Here is a 14,986-nt window from a genome sequence, read left to right on the forward strand (position 1 = left end):
ACTACCTCGAATGATCGACAAGCGCGGAAACGTCCGCTGGGGCTTCGTCTATCCGCACCTCACAGTAGGCCGGGACGCGATCGAACAGCTGCACGATGTCGACATTGCGCATCCGAATGCAGCCGTGTGACAACGGCACGCCCATCGGTTCGGTGTCGGGTGTGCCATGCAGATAGATGTAGCGGCGAAAGGTATCGACCTCGCCCAGCCGGTTCACCCCCGGCTCGCACCCGCTCAACCAGAGAATGCGGCTGAGAATCCAGTCGCGCTGCGGGAATCGCTCGCCGAGTTCCGGCGACCATTGCTCGCCGGTCCAGCGTCGGCCCCGCAATACGGCGCCGACTGGCAAGCCGCCGCCGATTTTCGCCCGAACCCGATGACGCCCTCGCGGGGTGCATCCCGACCCGTTGCGTTCGCCGACACCGTTGCGTGCGGTGGAAACAGGGTACTGGCAGACCAGGGCGCCGTTGGCGAAGCCATACAGCTGCTGGTCTGCGATGGAAACGTGAAGAAAGGTGAGATCGGTCATGGGCGGCAAGCTTACCGCCCCGTACCGGCCGAGGCGAGCCACTCGCGGACCCGGTCCTCGATCCTTCAGCCCTTGAGCGGAATGCCGGCGGCGTTCTTCGCAGCGGCCGGCTGGCGCGCGGCGAGCAGATCACCGGGCATGCCGGAGTCGGCCCGCATGCCGGCGGCGAGAAACGGCACCATCAAACGCATCACCTGCTCGATCGAGGTGTCGATGCCGAAGTCATTCTCTGCAATGGCCCGCAGCGCCTTGATGCCGGACATGCTGAAGGCCGCCGCGCCAAGCATGAAATGCACGCGCCAGAACAGCTCGATCGGAGGAATGGCTGGCGCCGCATCGTGCACGCGCTGCATGTAGCGGCGAAACACCTTTCCGTACATGTCTTCGAGATAGCGTCGCAAGTGACCCTGGCTCTGGCTGAAGGCCAGGCCGAGCAGACGCATGAAAATGGACAGGTCATCGCCGCTGCGCGGCTTGACCGCCATCGCCTGCTCAACGAGGATGCCAAGCAGTTCTTCCAAGGTATCGGGCTTGCCCTGCTCGGCTTCGCGACGATCCAGCTCCTTCTCGAGACTGGCGCAGAACGGGCCGAGGAATCGGGAGAAAACCGCCTGGATCAGGGATTTCTTCGATCCGAAGTGATAATTCACCGCGGCCAGATTGACCCCCGCCTTGCTGGTGATCAGCCGAAGCGAGGTCTCGGCGAAACCCTTTTCCGCGAACAACAGTTCCGCGGCGTCAAGTATCCGCTCGACCGTTTCTGACTGCGCCATAGCCTCTCCAGGGCAAACAAACGTTTGAAACATACGTTTGATGCCAAGCCCCGTCAACCTCGCCGATAGCCCGGCTGGCAAATGAACGTTGCCGGCACGCAAGCACTGTATATAATCCCAGCCAGGCTACTGGATAAAAGAACAGATCATGATCAAATTGACGCCACGCCAATCCGAGATTCTCGACTTCATCAAGCGCTGCCTGGACGAGAACGGCTACCCCCCGACACGCGCCGAGATCGCGCAGGCCCTCGGCTTCAAATCGGCCAACGCGGCGGAGGATCATCTCAAGGCGCTGGCGAAGAAAGGCGCCATCGAAATCATGCCGGGCACATCGCGGGGGATTCGCATCCCGGGCCTCGAGGAGTCCCGCGAAGCCGAGGGCTTGCCGATCATCGGTCGGGTCGCCGCCGGCGAGCCCATCCTCGCCCAGCAGCACATCGAGGAATCCTGCCAGATCAGCGGGTCCTTTTTCCACCCGAAGGCCGACTACCTGCTCAAGGTCAAAGGCATGAGCATGAAGAACATCGGCATCTTCGATGGCGACCTGCTCGCGGTGCACATAACCCGTGAGGCACGCGATGGACAGGTCGTGGTCGCCCGGGTCGGCGAGGACGTTACGGTCAAGCGCTTCAAGCGCGAAGGTAGCAAGGTCTGGTTGCTGGCGGAAAACGAGGATTTTGAGCCCATTGAAGTGGACCTCGAACACCAGGACCTCGTCATCGAGGGACTGAGTGTCGGCGTCATCCGTCGCTAAGGAGGCAACAGCATGCAGTATCCACCGACGTCCTCACGGCCCCAGCTTGGTCTGTTCGACGGTCTGATGTCAGCGAGTTTCGCCCCTTTCGCCACCCCACTGGCTCCGGCCAGGGACGAAGACGAAACCGACGTGCTGGGCGAACTCGCCGTCTCGGGCAGTTCCAGCCGCTGTCAGCGGCTGCTCATTCCCATCCTGCGCGAACTCAGCGACTCCACGGATAGCCGCTGGCTGACGCTGGTTGCGCCGCCCAGCATCCTTGGCTCCCGCTGGCTGCGAGACGCGTCGCTGAAACGGGACCGCATCATTGTGCTGCACCCTAGGGATGCGGCGCATGCCAGGGAGCTTGCCTGCAAGGCGCTCGCTTCGGGCCAGAGCCATACGGTGATCACCTGGCTGGGCGAGCTCGATGCGAAGGCCCGGCTCGGCTTGCGGGCGGCTGCCGTGAAGGGCAATGCGCAGAACTTGAACGTCAGATTGGACACCTGACCGACGGGCACAGGGACGTGCCTAGACGATACCGCTGCACTCAATGCAGGACGCGGGCCTCTTCCTGCGACTCGAACTCCCCTTCGGACATTCGTCCAGCCAGTTGAACACCCACATTGATCATCGCCTTGGCCACTTCCACGTGCTGGCCTTGCAGGAACAGCTTGGCGTCATCGGAAAAATCCAGCGTCAGCAGTACACCTTCATCCTCGGCGCGCCGAAGGACGATGCGACCGTCCGGTAATTCGACAATCTCAAGAAACGATGACGTCGGCATGCGAGTCCCTCCAAAAAAGGCGGCGATTGTAGCAGCCGAAGAGACAAGCCGCAGTGCAGCGGTTCCATTCGTGCAGAGCGCCGTTGTTACCATCCCCTGCGGCATTCAGACCGGATTACGCCTGAACGCAGTTAGACGCAGCGACAGGTAGCGCCGCCCGACAAAACGTCGACTCACCACTCCGTCATGGATTGCCGAAAGCGCAGTGCAAGCTCTTTCAAACTAGCCCGCCAGCGTTCGATGTCGTCGAGCGAAGGGCCGATATCGCCAGCCTCTTCGACTGCGACCACCTCGATCACAGGTACCCGAGGATCGGTTTTCGGCTTGGCGGGTGCCTTGGGCGGTTGGAAGAGCGCAGCATAGGCGGTCAGCAGCTCACTCAGCCATGACTGGGGATGCTCGGCCAGCTCAACGAGCTCGGCCAGCTCGGGGCTCGGCGCGCTGTCCAGGGCTTCACGGCAAATGATGGCCTCCACCCGCGCGGCGTTCTGCGTCGAGGTGCGGTAGTAACCGGCCACCTCGTGACACAGCCCGAGCAGCGCGCCATAAAGGTGGAACAGGGCCGCCTCCCGCTCCGCCTGGACGACGGCCAGCGCATTGAAGGGGTTGCCCGCCTCTGCCTTGCGCCACGCCTCCAGCGCCAGGCCGGCAAAGAACACTTTCTGGTTGGTCCGCGTATAGAGTTCTTTTGCCATGTGCGGTCTCCGATGATTGAGGTGCGGCGCCGACGGTCAGTACGCGATCAGCGCTTGTCTTCCACTTTCCAGGCACCGCCTACGTAGTAGGCCTTCCAGCCGGTCGGCTTGCCGTCGACTTCCGACTGCACATACTGCTCCTTGGTCTTGCGGCTGAAGCGCACCACGGACGGACGGCCGTCGGGATCCTTCACCGGAGCCTTCATCAGGAAGTGGTACTTCGGATCGATCTCGTCCTTGTGCGGGATCAGCTCTTGCACCAGTGGCGCGCGCGTCTCCCGGTTCTTCGGGAACTGGCTCGCGGCCAGGAACAGGCCGGAAGCGCCGTCACGCAGAACATAGGTGTCATCGACCTTTTCGCACTTCAGCTCCGGCATCTTCACCGCATCCATCTTCGGCGGCGCCGGCTCACCGTTCTTCAGCAGCTTGCGCGTGTTCTTGCAGCTGGCATTGGTGCAGCCGAAGAACTTGCCGAAACGACCGGTCTTGAGCTGCATCTCGCTGCCGCACTTGTCGCACTCCAGGCTCGGGCCTTCGTAGCCCTTGATGCGGTACTGGCCTTCCTCGATTTCGTACCCTGGGCAATCGGGGTTGTTGCCGCAGATGTGAAGCTTGTGCTTCTCGTCGAGCAGGTAGGCATCCATGGCAGTACTGCAGATCGGGCACCGGTGCTTGCCGAGCAACACGCGCGATTCGGATTCGCCCTCGTCATCCGCCGCGATTTCGTCGCCGGGGATGAGGTTGAGGGTCGACTTGCAGCGCTCCTTCGGCGGCAGGCTGTAGCCCGAGCAGCCAAGGAACACGCCCGTCGAGGCCGTGCGGATCATCATCGGACGCCCACAGACCTTGCAGGGAATGTCCGTAAGGGTCGGCTGGTTGGCGCGCATGCCACGCTCAGCCGACTCGGCCAACTCCAGCTTGGTGCGGAAATCGCCGTAGAACTCGTCGAGCAGGTTCTTCCAGTCACGCTCGCCCTGGGCGACGTCGTCGAGGTTCTCCTCCATACCCGCGGTGAAGCCGTAGTCCATCAGGTTCTGGAAGTTCTCGGACAGACGCTCGGTAACGATGTCGCCCATCTTTTCCGAGTAGAACCGGCGGTTATGAAGCGATACGTACCCCCGATCCTGGATGGTCGAGATGATCGCCGCATAGGTGGACGGCCGACCGATGCCGCGCTTTTCCATCTCCTTGACCAGGCTCGCTTCGGAGTAGCGCGCCGGCGGCTTGGTGAAATGCTGGCTCGGATCGAGCTGCAACAGCTTGAGCGCCTCGCCTTGCTGCATGTCGGGCAGGACGTCGTCTTCGCCGGCCTTGCTCTGCTGCGCCTGGACGCGGGTGTAACCGTCGAACTTGAGGATGCGGCCCTTGGCACGCAGCTCGAATGCACCCGCGGTAACCGTCACGCTCGTCGAAAGGTATTCGGCCGGCGGCATCTGGCAGGCCACGAACTGGCGCCAGATCAGGTCGTACAGCCGCTCGGCGTCACGCTCCATGCCGGACAGCTGGTTCGGGCGCAGGTTGACATCGGACGGACGGATCGCCTCGTGCGCTTCCTGGGCGCCCTCCTTGCTCGAATACACGTTCGGCTTGGCCGGCAGGTACTTGTCACCAAACTCCTGCTCGATGAACCCGCGCGCCATCGTCACCGCATCGACCGACAGGTTGGTCGAGTCGGTACGCATGTAGGTGATGTAGCCGGCCTCGTAAAGCCGCTGAGCCATCATCATCGTCTTCTTCACACCGAAGCCCAGGCGCGTGCTGGCGGCCTGCTGCAAGGTGGAGGTGATGAACGGCGCAGAAGGCTTGCTGGTGGTCGGCTTGTCCTCCCGCTTGGTGACTTGATAGCTGGACGCTTTCAGCTGGGCCAGTGCAGCGTTGGCCTGCTGTTCGTTCAGCGGCTTGAACGCTTCGCCATGCTGGCGAGCGACTTCGAAACGGACCTTGGCGCTTTTAGCGGTTTCAAGGTCGGCATGGATTTCCCAGTACTCCTCGGGTACGAAGGCGCGAATCTCACGCTCGCGCTCGACGACGAGCTTTACGGCGACCGACTGCACGCGCCCCGCCGACAGGCCGCGAGCGATCTTCTGCCACAGCAGCGGCGAGACCATGTAACCGACCACGCGATCGAGGAAGCGGCGCGCCTGCTGGGCGTTGACACGGTTGATGTCCAGATCGCCCGGCTGGGAGAAGGCTTCCTGGATCGCCTTCTTGGTGATCTCGTTGAACACCACGCGCTTGAAGCGGCTGTCATCGCCGCCGATCGACTCACGCAGGTGCCAGGCGATGGCCTCCCCCTCGCGGTCCAAGTCGGTTGCGAGGTAGATGGTGTCGGCTTCCTTGGCCAGGCGGCGCAGCTCCTCGATCACCTTTTCCTTGCCGGGCAGGATTTCATACTTCGCCTGCCAACCCTTCTCAGGATCCACGCCCATGCGAGCGAACAGCTGACGCTTGGCCTTCTCCTTGGGCGACAGCGCGGCCGTCTCGGCGGAGGCCTTGCCACGCTTGGCCGGCTCCTTGGTGCCGTTGGCAGCGCCGCTGGTGGGAAGGTCGCGGATGTGGCCGATACTCGACTTCACCACGTACTGGTTGCCCAGGTACTTGTTGATGGTCTTGGCCTTGGCCGGTGACTCCACGATGACCAGCGATTTACCCATGAGAAAGGAAGATTCCTGAAACGATTGGAAGGCGGGGTGCCCGAAGGCACCGCTATATATAGTGGCGAGAGAGCCGAGGTCAAGCCGAGCGCCGGCCGCCCGGCGTCAAACCTCGCCTTGCAGCGGACTGGGCTCCGGCTCGATCAGCGCGAAGCGCGGGACGCTCTCCCCGTCCACTTCAACCGAGCCGGTGAACAGCTCGAGTGGCCTGACCCAAAGCCCGTATTCGCCGTACAGCGCCTGGTAAAACACCATCCATTCCTCGGTTTCGGAATGCCTGGCCACCGCAAACACGCGGTATTCCGGCCCCTTGTAATGGCGATAACGCCCGGTCTTGATCTGCATGCGATGCCTCATGGCCTAAAGGCTGAAAAACGAAAAACCGGGGCACAAGGCCCCGGTTTGTTGACACGAACCGCTTAGACGCGTTCGAAGATCGTGGTGATGCCCTGACCAAGGCCCACGCACATCGTCGCGACGCCCAGCGTGCCGCCGTGCTGCGCCATCACGTTCAGCAAGGTGCCGGAGATCCGCGCACCCGAGCAGCCGAACGGGTGGCCGAGCGCGATGGCGCCGCCGTGCAGGTTGACCTTCTGCTCCATCTTGTCGAGCAGCTTGAGGTCCTTGAGCACCGGCAGGGCCTGCGCCGCGAAGGCTTCGTTCAGCTCGACATGATCGATGTCATCGATGGTCAAACCCGCGCGCTTGAGCGCTTTCTGAGTCGAAGGCACCGGACCGTAGCCCATGATCGCCGGATCGACACCCGCCACGGCCATCGCCCGCACCACAGCCATCGGCTGGATGCCCAGGTCCTTCGCACGCTGCGCCGACATCACGATCATGCAGGACGCGCCATCGGTGATCTGCGACGAGGTACCCGCCGTCACGGTGCCGCCCTTGGGGTTGAACGCCGGCTTCAGTTCAGCCAAACCTTCGAGGGTGGTTTCCGGACGAATGGTTTCGTCGAAGTCGAACACCTTCAGGAAACCGTTCTCGTCATAGCCCTGCATCGGGATGATTTCGTTCTTGAAATGCCCGTTCTGCGTAGCCTTCCAGGCGTTCTGGTGCGAGCGCACGCCGAACTGGTCCTGCTGCTCACGGGTAATGCCGTGCATCTTGCCCAGCATTTCCGCGGTCAGGCCCATCATGCCGGACGCCTTGGCGGCATACAGCGACAGCTGCGGGTTCGGATCGACGCCGTGCATCATGCCGACGTGGCCCATGTGTTCCACGCCGCCGACGACGAAGACGTCACCGTTGCCGGTCTGGATGGCCTGCACGGCGGTGTGCAGCGCGCTCATCGACGAGCCGCACAGGCGGCTGACGGTCTGGCCGGCGCTGGTGTGCGGAATGCGCGTCATCAGCGACGCCATGCGGGCGATGTTCCAGCCCTGCTCGAGGGTCTGGTTCACGCAGCCCCAGATGACATCTTCCACGTCGGCCGGATCGACCTTCGGGTTACGCGCCAGCACGCCATCGATCAGGTTGGCAGACAGTGTCTCGGCGCGGGTATTGCGGTGCATGCCACCCTTGGAACGGCCCATCGGGGTGCGGCCGAAGTCGACAATGACGGCGTCTCTCGGATTCAGGCTCATAAATTCACTCTCGCTCTATTTGCCGATCAACCGTAGAAGCTCTGGCCTTGGGCGGCCATTTCACGCAGCTTCGCGGTGGGGTGGTACAGCGGGCCCAGGTCGGCGTACTTGTCTGCCAGGGCTACGAAGTTGGCTACGCCGATCGAATCGATGTAACGCAGCGCGCCGCCACGGAAGGGAGGGAAGCCGATGCCGTAGATCAGGCCCATGTCGGCTTCTGCCGGGGTCTCGACGATGCCGTCTTCCAGACAGCGGACGATTTCCATGCACAGCGGGATCATCATGAAGTTGATGATGTCCTCGTCGGTCACTTCACGTTGCTCGACGACAATGGACTTCAACAGCTCGTAAGCCTGGGGATCGATGACCTTCTTCGGCTTGCCGCGCTTGTCCATCTCGTAGGCGTAGAAGCCCTTGCCGTTCTTCTGGCCCAGGCGATCGGCTTCGTAGAGCACGTCCACCGCGGTGCGGCCTTCGGCAGCCATGCGGTCCGGGAAGCCTTCGGCCATGACGTCACGACCGTGATGGCCGGTGTCGATGCCGACCACGTCGGACAGGTAGGCCGGGCCCATCGGCCAGCCGAACTTTTCCATCACCTTGTCGATGCGGGCGAAGTCGACGCCGAAGCTCAACAGCTTGGCGAAGCCGCCGAAGTACGGGAACAGCACGCGGTTGACCAGGAAGCCGGGGCAGTCGTTGACCACGATCGGGTTCTTGCCCATTTTCTTGGCGTAGGCAACGGTGGTGGCGATCGCGGTTTCGCTGGTCTTCTCGCCACGGATCACTTCCACCAGCGGCATCATGTGCACCGGGTTGAAAAAGTGCATGCCGCAGAAGTTTTCCGGACGCTTGAGCGCCTTGGCCAGCAGGTTGATCGAAATGGTCGAGGTGTTGGAGGCGATGATCGCGTCGTCCTTCACCACACCTTCGACTTCCGCCAACACCGCATGCTTGACCTTCGGATTCTCGACCACCGCCTCGACGACGATGTCGACGTGACCGAAGTCGCCGTAGGACATGGTCGGGCGGATGGCATTGAGCGCCTCGGCCATCTTCGCCGGGGTCAGCTTGCCCTTCTCGACGCGCTTGCCCAGCAGCTTGGAGGCCTCGTTCAGGCCCATCTGGATACCCTCTTCACGGATATCCTTCATCAGGATCGGCGTGCCCTTGACGGCCGACTGGTAGGCGATGCCGCCGCCCATGATGCCGGCACCGAGCACGGCGGCGAGCTTCACGTCGCGTGCCTGCTTGTCGTACTGCTTGGCCTTCTTCTTCAGCTCTTGATCGTTCAGGAACAGACCGACCAGACTTTGGGCGACCGAGGTCTTGGCCAGCTTGACGAAGCCGGCGGCCTCGACTTCCAACGCTTTTTCGCGGCCGAAGTTGGCGGCCTTCTGGATGGTCTTGATCGCTTCGACCGGCGCCGGGTAGTTCGGGCCGGCCTGCCCGGCAACGAAGCCCTTGGCGGTCTCGAACGCCATCATCTGCTCGATGGCATTGAGCTTGAGCTTATCGAGCTTGAACTGGCGCTTGGCCTTGTAGTCCAGCTCGCCGGAAATGGCGCGCTTGACCAGATCCAGGGCCGCTTCGGTGAGTTTCTCCGGTGCCACGACGGCATCGACGGCGCCGGCTTTCAGCGCGTCCTCGGCACGGTTTTCCTTGCCCGAGGCGATCCACTCGACGGCATTGTCGACGCCAATCACGCGCGGCAGACGCACGGTGCCGCCGAAGCCCGGGTAGATGCCCAGTTTCACTTCCGGCAGGCCGACCTTGGCCACGGTCGACATCACGCGGTAATCGGCCGCCAGGCACATTTCGAATCCGCCACCCAGCGCAATGCCGTTGATGGCCGCGACAGTCGGCACGCCCAGGTCCTCGAAGTCGCTGAAAATCGTGTTGGCTTCGAGGTTGCCGGCGACCAGCTCTTCATCCGGCAGCTTGAAGTTGTCGACGAACTCAGTGATGTCGGCGCCGACGATGAACACGTCCTTGCCGCTGGTCACGACCACGCCCTTGACGGAGGCGTCGGCCTTGATGGCGTCGACCGCCTGGCGCAGTTCGTTGAGGGTGAGACGGTTGAACTTGTTGACGGACTCACCCTTGAGGTCGAAGTTGAGTTCGACGATGCCACTCTCAAGAGCCTTAACCGTGATGGCTTTACCTTCGTAAATCATCAACTGATCTCCACGGTATGAAAGCTGAACGTTATGTGCCGCACGCCTGATGGCCTGACACGCCGCAGCCTGGTCCTGCGCTGCGGCACCCACCGACACGAAAATTGGGCTGATCGAACGAAGCAAACGATCGATTCATACGCCCGTTTGATTGGGTGCGCACACCTTCCCGGAAAAGCCAAATGTTGTCAATCGCGGGCAGGGGCATGCCGCCGACGCGGCCGGATGCCCACCGGCATCGCGGCCCGCATCAGCACCAAAGCCTAGCCTGCGGCGGTGTATGGCGCGGTATTCATCGAACCGATGCGGGACAAACCGGTCGAGCGGCCGATGAACGAGACATCCCGAGCGGAATGAAGGCGGGTCAGGTGCGCGCGGCGGCGCGGGTCGCGAGGTCGTCGAAGACCTCGGGTGTCAGCGCCGCATCGCCCTTGTCATCCAGCGCCTGCCGTACGCCGGCATGATTGGGATAGCTGTCGCCGATGAGGCTCAGCAAGCGCGAGCCGCGCTCGGTCACGCGGTAATTCTCGCCCGTGCCACCGGCCTCCTCGGGAAGCGGCTCGATGAAGCCGCCGTCGAGCAGCAGGCGTTCGTATTCCGCCGCCTCGGCCCGCAAGCTGTCCATGTTCGGCAGAGGCTGGCCGGCACCCTCGAGCTGCTGCGCATACTTCTCGGCGCCCAGTCTTGGCTTGAAGTGCTCGTCGGTGGAGTGCTGGATTTCGTGCAGCAGGAATTCGATCAGGTCCCAGTGGTAGCTCATGGCGTCTCTCCCGTGGGGGCCGTTGCGGCCGCTTTCTCTTCCGACCGCAGTCTCGCCACGACGGTTCGCCCCCGCTCAGGCATCGGTTCGGCCGTCGGTTCGGGCGGCAGTTCGGAACAAAGGGCCGGGCCGAGCGATCCACCGTTCCAGAGCCCCGTCACGGAGAACCCCCCATGAACTTCAAGATCTCTACCGGCCTTGCCCTGCTGCTGGCCAGCACGCTGAGTTATGGCGCCGAGACCAGCGCCACGCAAGACTGCACCTCCGATGAGGTCGAGCGCATGGCGCAACTGCTCGCCGACCGGGTGAACGAGATCAGCAAGAGCCAGCCCGAGCGTGCCGCCGAGCTGAACGAGGAAATGCGCCAACAGGACATCAAACGCACCCAGCAGACGCTGGGCAACGAGTGCGAAGCCTACCGCCAGCGCATCGAAGATATCGAGCGCCTGGAGAAGACCGCCGAGATACCGATGTCGGAACGTGTCACGCCCCAGCAATGAGCGAGCGGCTTAGTCGGCGGACGCGTCGGTTGCCGGCTTGCGCCGCTTCAGGGGCGCCAACCCGTCGCCGCTGACGACGGCGCTGGAGGCGGGTCCGCGCGATGGCCGGGGCTTCTTTTCAGCCGGCTTCTTGGTCGTCTTTTTCTTCTTCACCCCGGCGGCCTTGCCCGATGCCTTGAGGTTCTTCGGACCCTGGTAGTTGCCCTTCAGCCCCTTGATGACGCGCCGCTCGAACCGCTGCTTGAGGTAGCGCTCGATGCTGGACATCAGGTTCCAGTCCGTATGGGCGATGAGCGAAATGGCCAGCCCTTCCCCGCCGGCCCGCCCGGTGCGACCGATGCGATGGACGTATTCGTCACCCGAGCGCGGCATGTCGAAGTTGATGACCAGGTCGAGCCCGTCGAGATCGAGCCCACGGGCCGCGACGTCGGTGGCCACCAGCACCTTGGCGCCGCCGTGACGTAGCCGCTCGATGGCGAGTTTGCGATCCTTCTGGTCCTTTTCGCCGTGCAGGACGAACGCCTTGACCCCGTCGGCCACCAGATGCCCATACAGGCGGTCTGCCTGTGCGCGTGTGTTGGTGAACACGATCGCCTTGTCATAGGTCTCGTTGGCGAGCAGCCAATGGACCAGGCGCTCCTTGTGGGCCGGATCGTCCGCCGTGATGATCTGCTGGCGAACGTTCTCGTTCAGCTCGGAGACGCGGTTGAGCATCAGGTGTTGCGGGTCGCGCAGCACCTTGCCGGTCATCTCCCGCAGCCCGGCGCCGCCGGTGGTGGCGGAGAACAGCAGGGTCTGCTGGCGTCCGCGGCAGGTCTCCACAAGCCGGACGACGTCTTCCGCGAAGCCCATGTCGAGCATGCGGTCGGCCTCGTCCAGCACCAGAATCTCGACGTCGGCGAGCTTCAGGTTGCCGGCGTCGAGGTGCTCGATCAGCCGTCCTGGCGTACCGATCAGCACATCCGGTACGCGCCGCAGCATGGCGGCCTGAACCTTGAAGTCCTCGCCGCCGGTCACGAGGCCGGCCTTGATGAAGGTGAACTGCGCGAAGCGCTCGACCTGCTTGAGGGTCTGCTGGGCCAGCTCGCGCGTCGGCAGCAACACCAGCGCGCGGACGTCCACACGCGGCTGGGCATCGCCGATCAGCCGGTTGAGCATCGGCAGTACGAACGCGGCGGTCTTGCCGCTACCGGTGCGTGCCGTGACCCGCAGATCATGCCCTGCCAGCGCCGCCGGGATGGCGGCCGCCTGTACCGGGGTCGGCTCGACGAAGCGTTGCTCGGCGAGCGCCTTGAGCAGGCGTTCATGCAGGTTGAAGTCGGCGAACAAGGCGATACCTCGGCAGGGGCAGCTGAAACGGCTGCATAGGTTACCCGGTCACGATAGGAAATAAAGCCGCAGACGCCGAGGTACCTGGCCGCCACGCTCGGCGGTAAGCTTGCCGGGCCGCTGGAGGAGACCCGACATGAGCACACCCCTACGACTGCTTGTCCTTTGCTCGGCGCTGATCGCAGCGGCCGAGGCGCAGGCCGACCCCAGGCACGACAAGAGACCGCACGCGCAGCCCGGACACGCGCAACCCTCCGCCCAGCCCGTACAGGGTCCGGTGGTCGATGTCGCGCGGGTGCTGGCGATTCTGGCGGACAACCGCTCGTTGATAGGCCCGGCGAGCGATCTGCCGCCCGGCATTCGAAAGAACCTGGCACGCGGCAAGCCGCTGCCGCCGGGCATCGCCAAACAACTGGACAGCCGGCTGCTGGGTCGTCTACCGCGCTACGACGATCACGAATGGAAGCAGGTCGGGACCGACCTCGTGCTGATAGCGGTGGCGACCGGGATCGTCATCGAAATCCTCGACGACGTGCTCGATTGACAGGCGCTACTGGGGGTTGCAGGTCAGCTTCACGCGCAGCTTGATGATGTCGCGGCGAAACTTGACGGTCATCGGCAGCCGCTCGCCAGACGCGATGACGGCCTGGCGCGTACGTGGCACCTCCGGTCCGTTCTTGAACACGGCGCTGCATTCGACGGGACGGGCGCCGTAGTTGTAGACCAGCAGGCCGGCGAAATCGCGATCGATCGATTCCGGCGAGACGCTCACTTCGGCACCATTGAGCGACTCGTCGACCTCGATCGGGTAGCTCACCGCCAACGCGGTCAGCGGTAGCAGCAAGAGCAAGGCGCAGCAGAGGTTTTTCATGGGCGGTCTCCGGGAACGGGCGGTCGCCAGCTTAACAGACAGTGCCTTCGGGCCAAGGCAGGGACCCTTCGGATGAAAGCTCCACGCGTCACGCTCGACCAATGGCGCACCCTGCAGGCGGTGGTGGACTGCGGCGGCTTCGCCCAGGCCGCCGAAGCCCTGCATCGCTCGCAATCCTCGGTGAGCTACGCCATGGCGCGCCTGCAGGAGCAGCTCGGCGTGCCCCTGCTGCGTATCGACGGTCGCAAGGCCGTGCTCACCGAGGCCGGCGAGGTGCTGCTGCGGCGTTCGCGGCAGCTGATCAGCCAGGCCAGCCAGCTCGAAGACCTCGCCCACCGCATGGAGCAAGGCTGGGAGGCCGAGGTGCGCCTGGTGGTCGACGCCGCCTATCCGAACGCCAAGCTGATCCGCGCGCTCAAAGCCTTCATGCCCCAGAGCCAGGGTTGCCGGGTGCTGCTGCGCGAGGAGGTGCTTTCCGGCGCCGAGGAGGTACTTACCGAGGGCACGGCCGATCTCGCCATCAGCGGGCTGGATATCACCGGCTATCTCGGCACGGAGCTGGGTCCGGTAGAATTCGTCGCCGTCGCCCATGCCGGGCACGCACTCCACCAATTGCAACGCAAGCTCAGCGTCCAGGACTTGCAGAGCCAGATGCAGATCGTGGTGCGTGACAGCGGCCAGCGCAGCCCGCGCGACAGCGGCTGGCTCGGGGCCGAGCAACGCTGGACGGTCGGCAGCCTGGCGACCTCGGTGAAGTTCGTGTGCAGCGGCCTAGGATTCGCCTGGCTGCCGCGACACATGATCGCGCGCGAGCTAGAGGAAGGGGTGCTTCGTCCGCTGCCGTTGATCCAGGGCGGAACCCGACGCCCGCTGTTCTATCTGTACACCAACAAGGACAAGCCGCTCGGCCCCGCTGCCCGGATACTCAGCGAACTGATCAAGACTCACGATGCCGAACCGCTCGCCCACGCGGGCTGAACCCTCCAGACAGGACCCCTTCCCATGCTCAAACGCCTCGCTCTCCTCGCCTGCACCCTGCTCTTCGTCGGTCACCTGCACGCCGCGGAAAACCCGCACGTGCTGCTCAACACCAGCCTCGGTGAAATCGAAGTCGAACTGAACGCCGACAAGGCCCCGGTCTCGGTCAAGAACTTCCTCGAATATGTCGACAGCGGCTTCTACGACGGCACCATCTTCCACCGCGTGATCCCGGGCTTCATGGTCCAGGGCGGCGGATTCACCGCCGACATGCAGCAGAAGAACACCCGCGCGCCGATCGTCAACGAGGCCGACAACGGCCTACACAACGTGCGCGGAACGCTGGCGATGGCGCGCACCCAGGACAAGGACTCGGCCACCTCGCAGTTTTTCATCAACCACCGCGACAACGCCTTCCTCGACCACGGCAGCCGCGACTTCGGTTACGCGGTCTTCGGCAAGGTCGTCCGGGGCATGGACGTGGTCGATCAGATCGCCCAGGTGCCGACCGGTAACCAGGGCATGTTCCAGAACGTCCCGCGCGAGCCGGTAAAGATCATCTCGGCCAAGCGCCTCTGATCCTCAGGACCGCCGCCGCGACCGAA

At 63.6% G+C, this 14,986-nt stretch carries 17 protein-coding genes; 6 read left to right on the plus strand and 11 right to left on the minus strand.

Annotated features, from left to right (window positions below):
- Position 1 precedes the first annotated feature (1 nt).
- A complete protein-coding gene (locus tag D7325_RS11220; protein ID WP_120995706.1) occupies positions 2-529 on the minus strand; it encodes a L,D-transpeptidase in 528 nt (175 codons plus the stop codon).
- Positions 530-594: 65 nt separating this feature from the next.
- The gene (locus D7325_RS11225) at positions 595-1,302 is read right to left on the minus strand and encodes a TetR/AcrR family transcriptional regulator (RefSeq protein WP_120995708.1); all 708 of its coding nucleotides are present in this window, start codon (positions 1,300-1,302) and stop codon (positions 595-597) included.
- 148 nt (positions 1,303-1,450) lie between these two features.
- On the opposite strand from D7325_RS11225, the gene lexA reads away from it, so the two are divergent.
- Both lexA and sulA read left to right on the plus strand, forming a co-directional pair.
- On the plus strand, positions 1,451-2,059 hold the full coding sequence (gene lexA, locus D7325_RS11230) for a transcriptional repressor LexA (protein WP_120995710.1): 609 nt from the start codon (positions 1,451-1,453) through the stop codon (positions 2,057-2,059).
- A 12-nt stretch (positions 2,060-2,071) separates the two neighbouring features.
- Positions 2,072-2,548: an SOS-induced cell division inhibitor SulA gene (gene sulA, locus D7325_RS11235; RefSeq protein ID WP_120995712.1), complete on the plus strand. Its 477-nt coding sequence runs from the start codon at positions 2,072-2,074 to the stop codon at positions 2,546-2,548.
- A 40-nt stretch (positions 2,549-2,588) separates the two neighbouring features.
- Here the strand turns inward: sulA and D7325_RS11240 are convergent, their stop codons facing one another.
- The 7 genes from D7325_RS11240 to D7325_RS11270 form a co-directional block, all read right to left on the minus strand.
- Complete coding sequence (locus D7325_RS11240; RefSeq protein WP_120995714.1) at positions 2,589-2,825, minus strand: hypothetical protein; 237 nt, start codon at positions 2,823-2,825, stop codon at positions 2,589-2,591.
- 173 nt (positions 2,826-2,998) lie between these two features.
- A complete protein-coding gene (locus D7325_RS11245) occupies positions 2,999-3,520 on the minus strand; it encodes a DUF6586 family protein (protein ID WP_120995716.1) in 522 nt (173 codons plus the stop codon).
- A gap of 47 nt (positions 3,521-3,567) precedes the next feature.
- On the minus strand, positions 3,568-6,174 hold the full coding sequence (topA, locus tag D7325_RS11250; RefSeq protein ID WP_120995718.1) for a type I DNA topoisomerase: 2,607 nt from the start codon (positions 6,172-6,174) through the stop codon (positions 3,568-3,570).
- Positions 6,175-6,279: 105 nt separating this feature from the next.
- Positions 6,280-6,519: a DUF1653 domain-containing protein gene (locus tag D7325_RS11255; RefSeq protein ID WP_120995720.1), complete on the minus strand. Its 240-nt coding sequence runs from the start codon at positions 6,517-6,519 to the stop codon at positions 6,280-6,282.
- 74 nt (positions 6,520-6,593) lie between these two features.
- Entirely contained in the window at positions 6,594-7,769 is a 1,176-nt protein-coding gene (fadA, locus tag D7325_RS11260) for an acetyl-CoA C-acyltransferase FadA (protein WP_120995722.1), read from the minus strand.
- A 26-nt stretch (positions 7,770-7,795) separates the two neighbouring features.
- A complete protein-coding gene (gene fadB, locus D7325_RS11265; protein ID WP_120995724.1) occupies positions 7,796-9,943 on the minus strand; it encodes a fatty acid oxidation complex subunit alpha FadB in 2,148 nt (715 codons plus the stop codon).
- A gap of 364 nt (positions 9,944-10,307) precedes the next feature.
- Positions 10,308-10,703 carry a transcriptional regulator gene (locus D7325_RS11270; protein ID WP_120995726.1) on the minus strand — a complete coding sequence of 132 codons (396 nt, stop codon included), beginning with the start codon at positions 10,701-10,703 and terminating at the stop codon, positions 10,308-10,310.
- Between the two features lie 173 nt (positions 10,704-10,876).
- On the opposite strand from D7325_RS11270, the gene D7325_RS11275 reads away from it, so the two are divergent.
- A complete protein-coding gene (locus D7325_RS11275; protein ID WP_245962069.1) occupies positions 10,877-11,203 on the plus strand; it encodes a hypothetical protein in 327 nt (108 codons plus the stop codon).
- Positions 11,204-11,212: 9 nt separating this feature from the next.
- On the opposite strand, the gene D7325_RS11280 is transcribed toward D7325_RS11275, so the two are convergent.
- Positions 11,213-12,532: a DEAD/DEAH box helicase gene (locus D7325_RS11280; RefSeq protein WP_120995728.1), complete on the minus strand. Its 1,320-nt coding sequence runs from the start codon at positions 12,530-12,532 to the stop codon at positions 11,213-11,215.
- A 136-nt stretch (positions 12,533-12,668) separates the two neighbouring features.
- Here D7325_RS11280 and D7325_RS11285 point away from each other — a divergent pair, with 136 nt between their 5' ends.
- On the plus strand, positions 12,669-13,076 hold the full coding sequence (locus D7325_RS11285; RefSeq protein WP_120995730.1) for an anti-virulence regulator CigR family protein: 408 nt from the start codon (positions 12,669-12,671) through the stop codon (positions 13,074-13,076).
- 6 nt (positions 13,077-13,082) lie between these two features.
- Here D7325_RS11285 and D7325_RS11290 read toward each other — a convergent pair whose 3' ends face one another.
- On the minus strand, positions 13,083-13,403 hold the full coding sequence (locus D7325_RS11290) for a 3-phosphoglycerate kinase (protein ID WP_120995732.1): 321 nt from the start codon (positions 13,401-13,403) through the stop codon (positions 13,083-13,085).
- Between the two features lie 72 nt (positions 13,404-13,475).
- Between D7325_RS11290 and D7325_RS11295 the strand changes: the two genes are divergently transcribed.
- Both D7325_RS11295 and D7325_RS11300 read left to right on the plus strand, forming a co-directional pair.
- The gene (locus D7325_RS11295) at positions 13,476-14,381 is read left to right on the plus strand and encodes a LysR family transcriptional regulator (protein WP_120995734.1); all 906 of its coding nucleotides are present in this window, start codon (positions 13,476-13,478) and stop codon (positions 14,379-14,381) included.
- Between the two features lie 24 nt (positions 14,382-14,405).
- The gene (locus D7325_RS11300) at positions 14,406-14,960 is read left to right on the plus strand and encodes a peptidylprolyl isomerase (RefSeq protein WP_120995736.1); all 555 of its coding nucleotides are present in this window, start codon (positions 14,406-14,408) and stop codon (positions 14,958-14,960) included.
- The last annotated feature ends 26 nt before the right edge of the window (positions 14,961-14,986 follow it).

This window comes from Stutzerimonas urumqiensis (assembly GCF_003640395.1).
GTDB classification, from domain to species: domain Bacteria; phylum Pseudomonadota; class Gammaproteobacteria; order Pseudomonadales; family Pseudomonadaceae; genus Stutzerimonas; species Stutzerimonas urumqiensis.

What these genes read in the sequence shown, in the direction of transcription:
- D7325_RS11220 (WP_120995706.1), bottom strand. Translation starts at nt 529, where the DNA reads ATGACCGATCTCACCTTTCTTCACGTTTCCATCGCAGACCAGCAGCTG.
- D7325_RS11225 (WP_120995708.1), bottom strand. Translation starts at nt 1,302, where the DNA reads ATGGCGCAGTCAGAAACGGTCGAGCGGATACTTGACGCCGCGGAACTG.
- lexA (WP_120995710.1), top strand. Translation starts at nt 1,451, where the DNA reads ATGATCAAATTGACGCCACGCCAATCCGAGATTCTCGACTTCATCAAG.
- sulA (WP_120995712.1), top strand. Translation starts at nt 2,072, where the DNA reads ATGCAGTATCCACCGACGTCCTCACGGCCCCAGCTTGGTCTGTTCGAC.
- D7325_RS11240 (WP_120995714.1), bottom strand. Translation starts at nt 2,825, where the DNA reads ATGCCGACGTCATCGTTTCTTGAGATTGTCGAATTACCGGACGGTCGC.
- D7325_RS11245 (WP_120995716.1), bottom strand. Translation starts at nt 3,520, where the DNA reads ATGGCAAAAGAACTCTATACGCGGACCAACCAGAAAGTGTTCTTTGCC.
- topA (WP_120995718.1), bottom strand. Translation starts at nt 6,174, where the DNA reads ATGGGTAAATCGCTGGTCATCGTGGAGTCACCGGCCAAGGCCAAGACC.
- D7325_RS11255 (WP_120995720.1), bottom strand. Translation starts at nt 6,519, where the DNA reads ATGCAGATCAAGACCGGGCGTTATCGCCATTACAAGGGGCCGGAATAC.
- fadA (WP_120995722.1), bottom strand. Translation starts at nt 7,769, where the DNA reads ATGAGCCTGAATCCGAGAGACGCCGTCATTGTCGACTTCGGCCGCACC.
- fadB (WP_120995724.1), bottom strand. Translation starts at nt 9,943, where the DNA reads ATGATTTACGAAGGTAAAGCCATCACGGTTAAGGCTCTTGAGAGTGGC.
- D7325_RS11270 (WP_120995726.1), bottom strand. Translation starts at nt 10,703, where the DNA reads ATGAGCTACCACTGGGACCTGATCGAATTCCTGCTGCACGAAATCCAG.
- D7325_RS11275 (WP_245962069.1), top strand. Translation starts at nt 10,877, where the DNA reads ATGAACTTCAAGATCTCTACCGGCCTTGCCCTGCTGCTGGCCAGCACG.
- D7325_RS11285 (WP_120995730.1), top strand. Translation starts at nt 12,669, where the DNA reads ATGAGCACACCCCTACGACTGCTTGTCCTTTGCTCGGCGCTGATCGCA.
- D7325_RS11290 (WP_120995732.1), bottom strand. Translation starts at nt 13,403, where the DNA reads ATGAAAAACCTCTGCTGCGCCTTGCTCTTGCTGCTACCGCTGACCGCG.
- D7325_RS11295 (WP_120995734.1), top strand. Translation starts at nt 13,476, where the DNA reads ATGAAAGCTCCACGCGTCACGCTCGACCAATGGCGCACCCTGCAGGCG.
- D7325_RS11300 (WP_120995736.1), top strand. Translation starts at nt 14,406, where the DNA reads ATGCTCAAACGCCTCGCTCTCCTCGCCTGCACCCTGCTCTTCGTCGGT.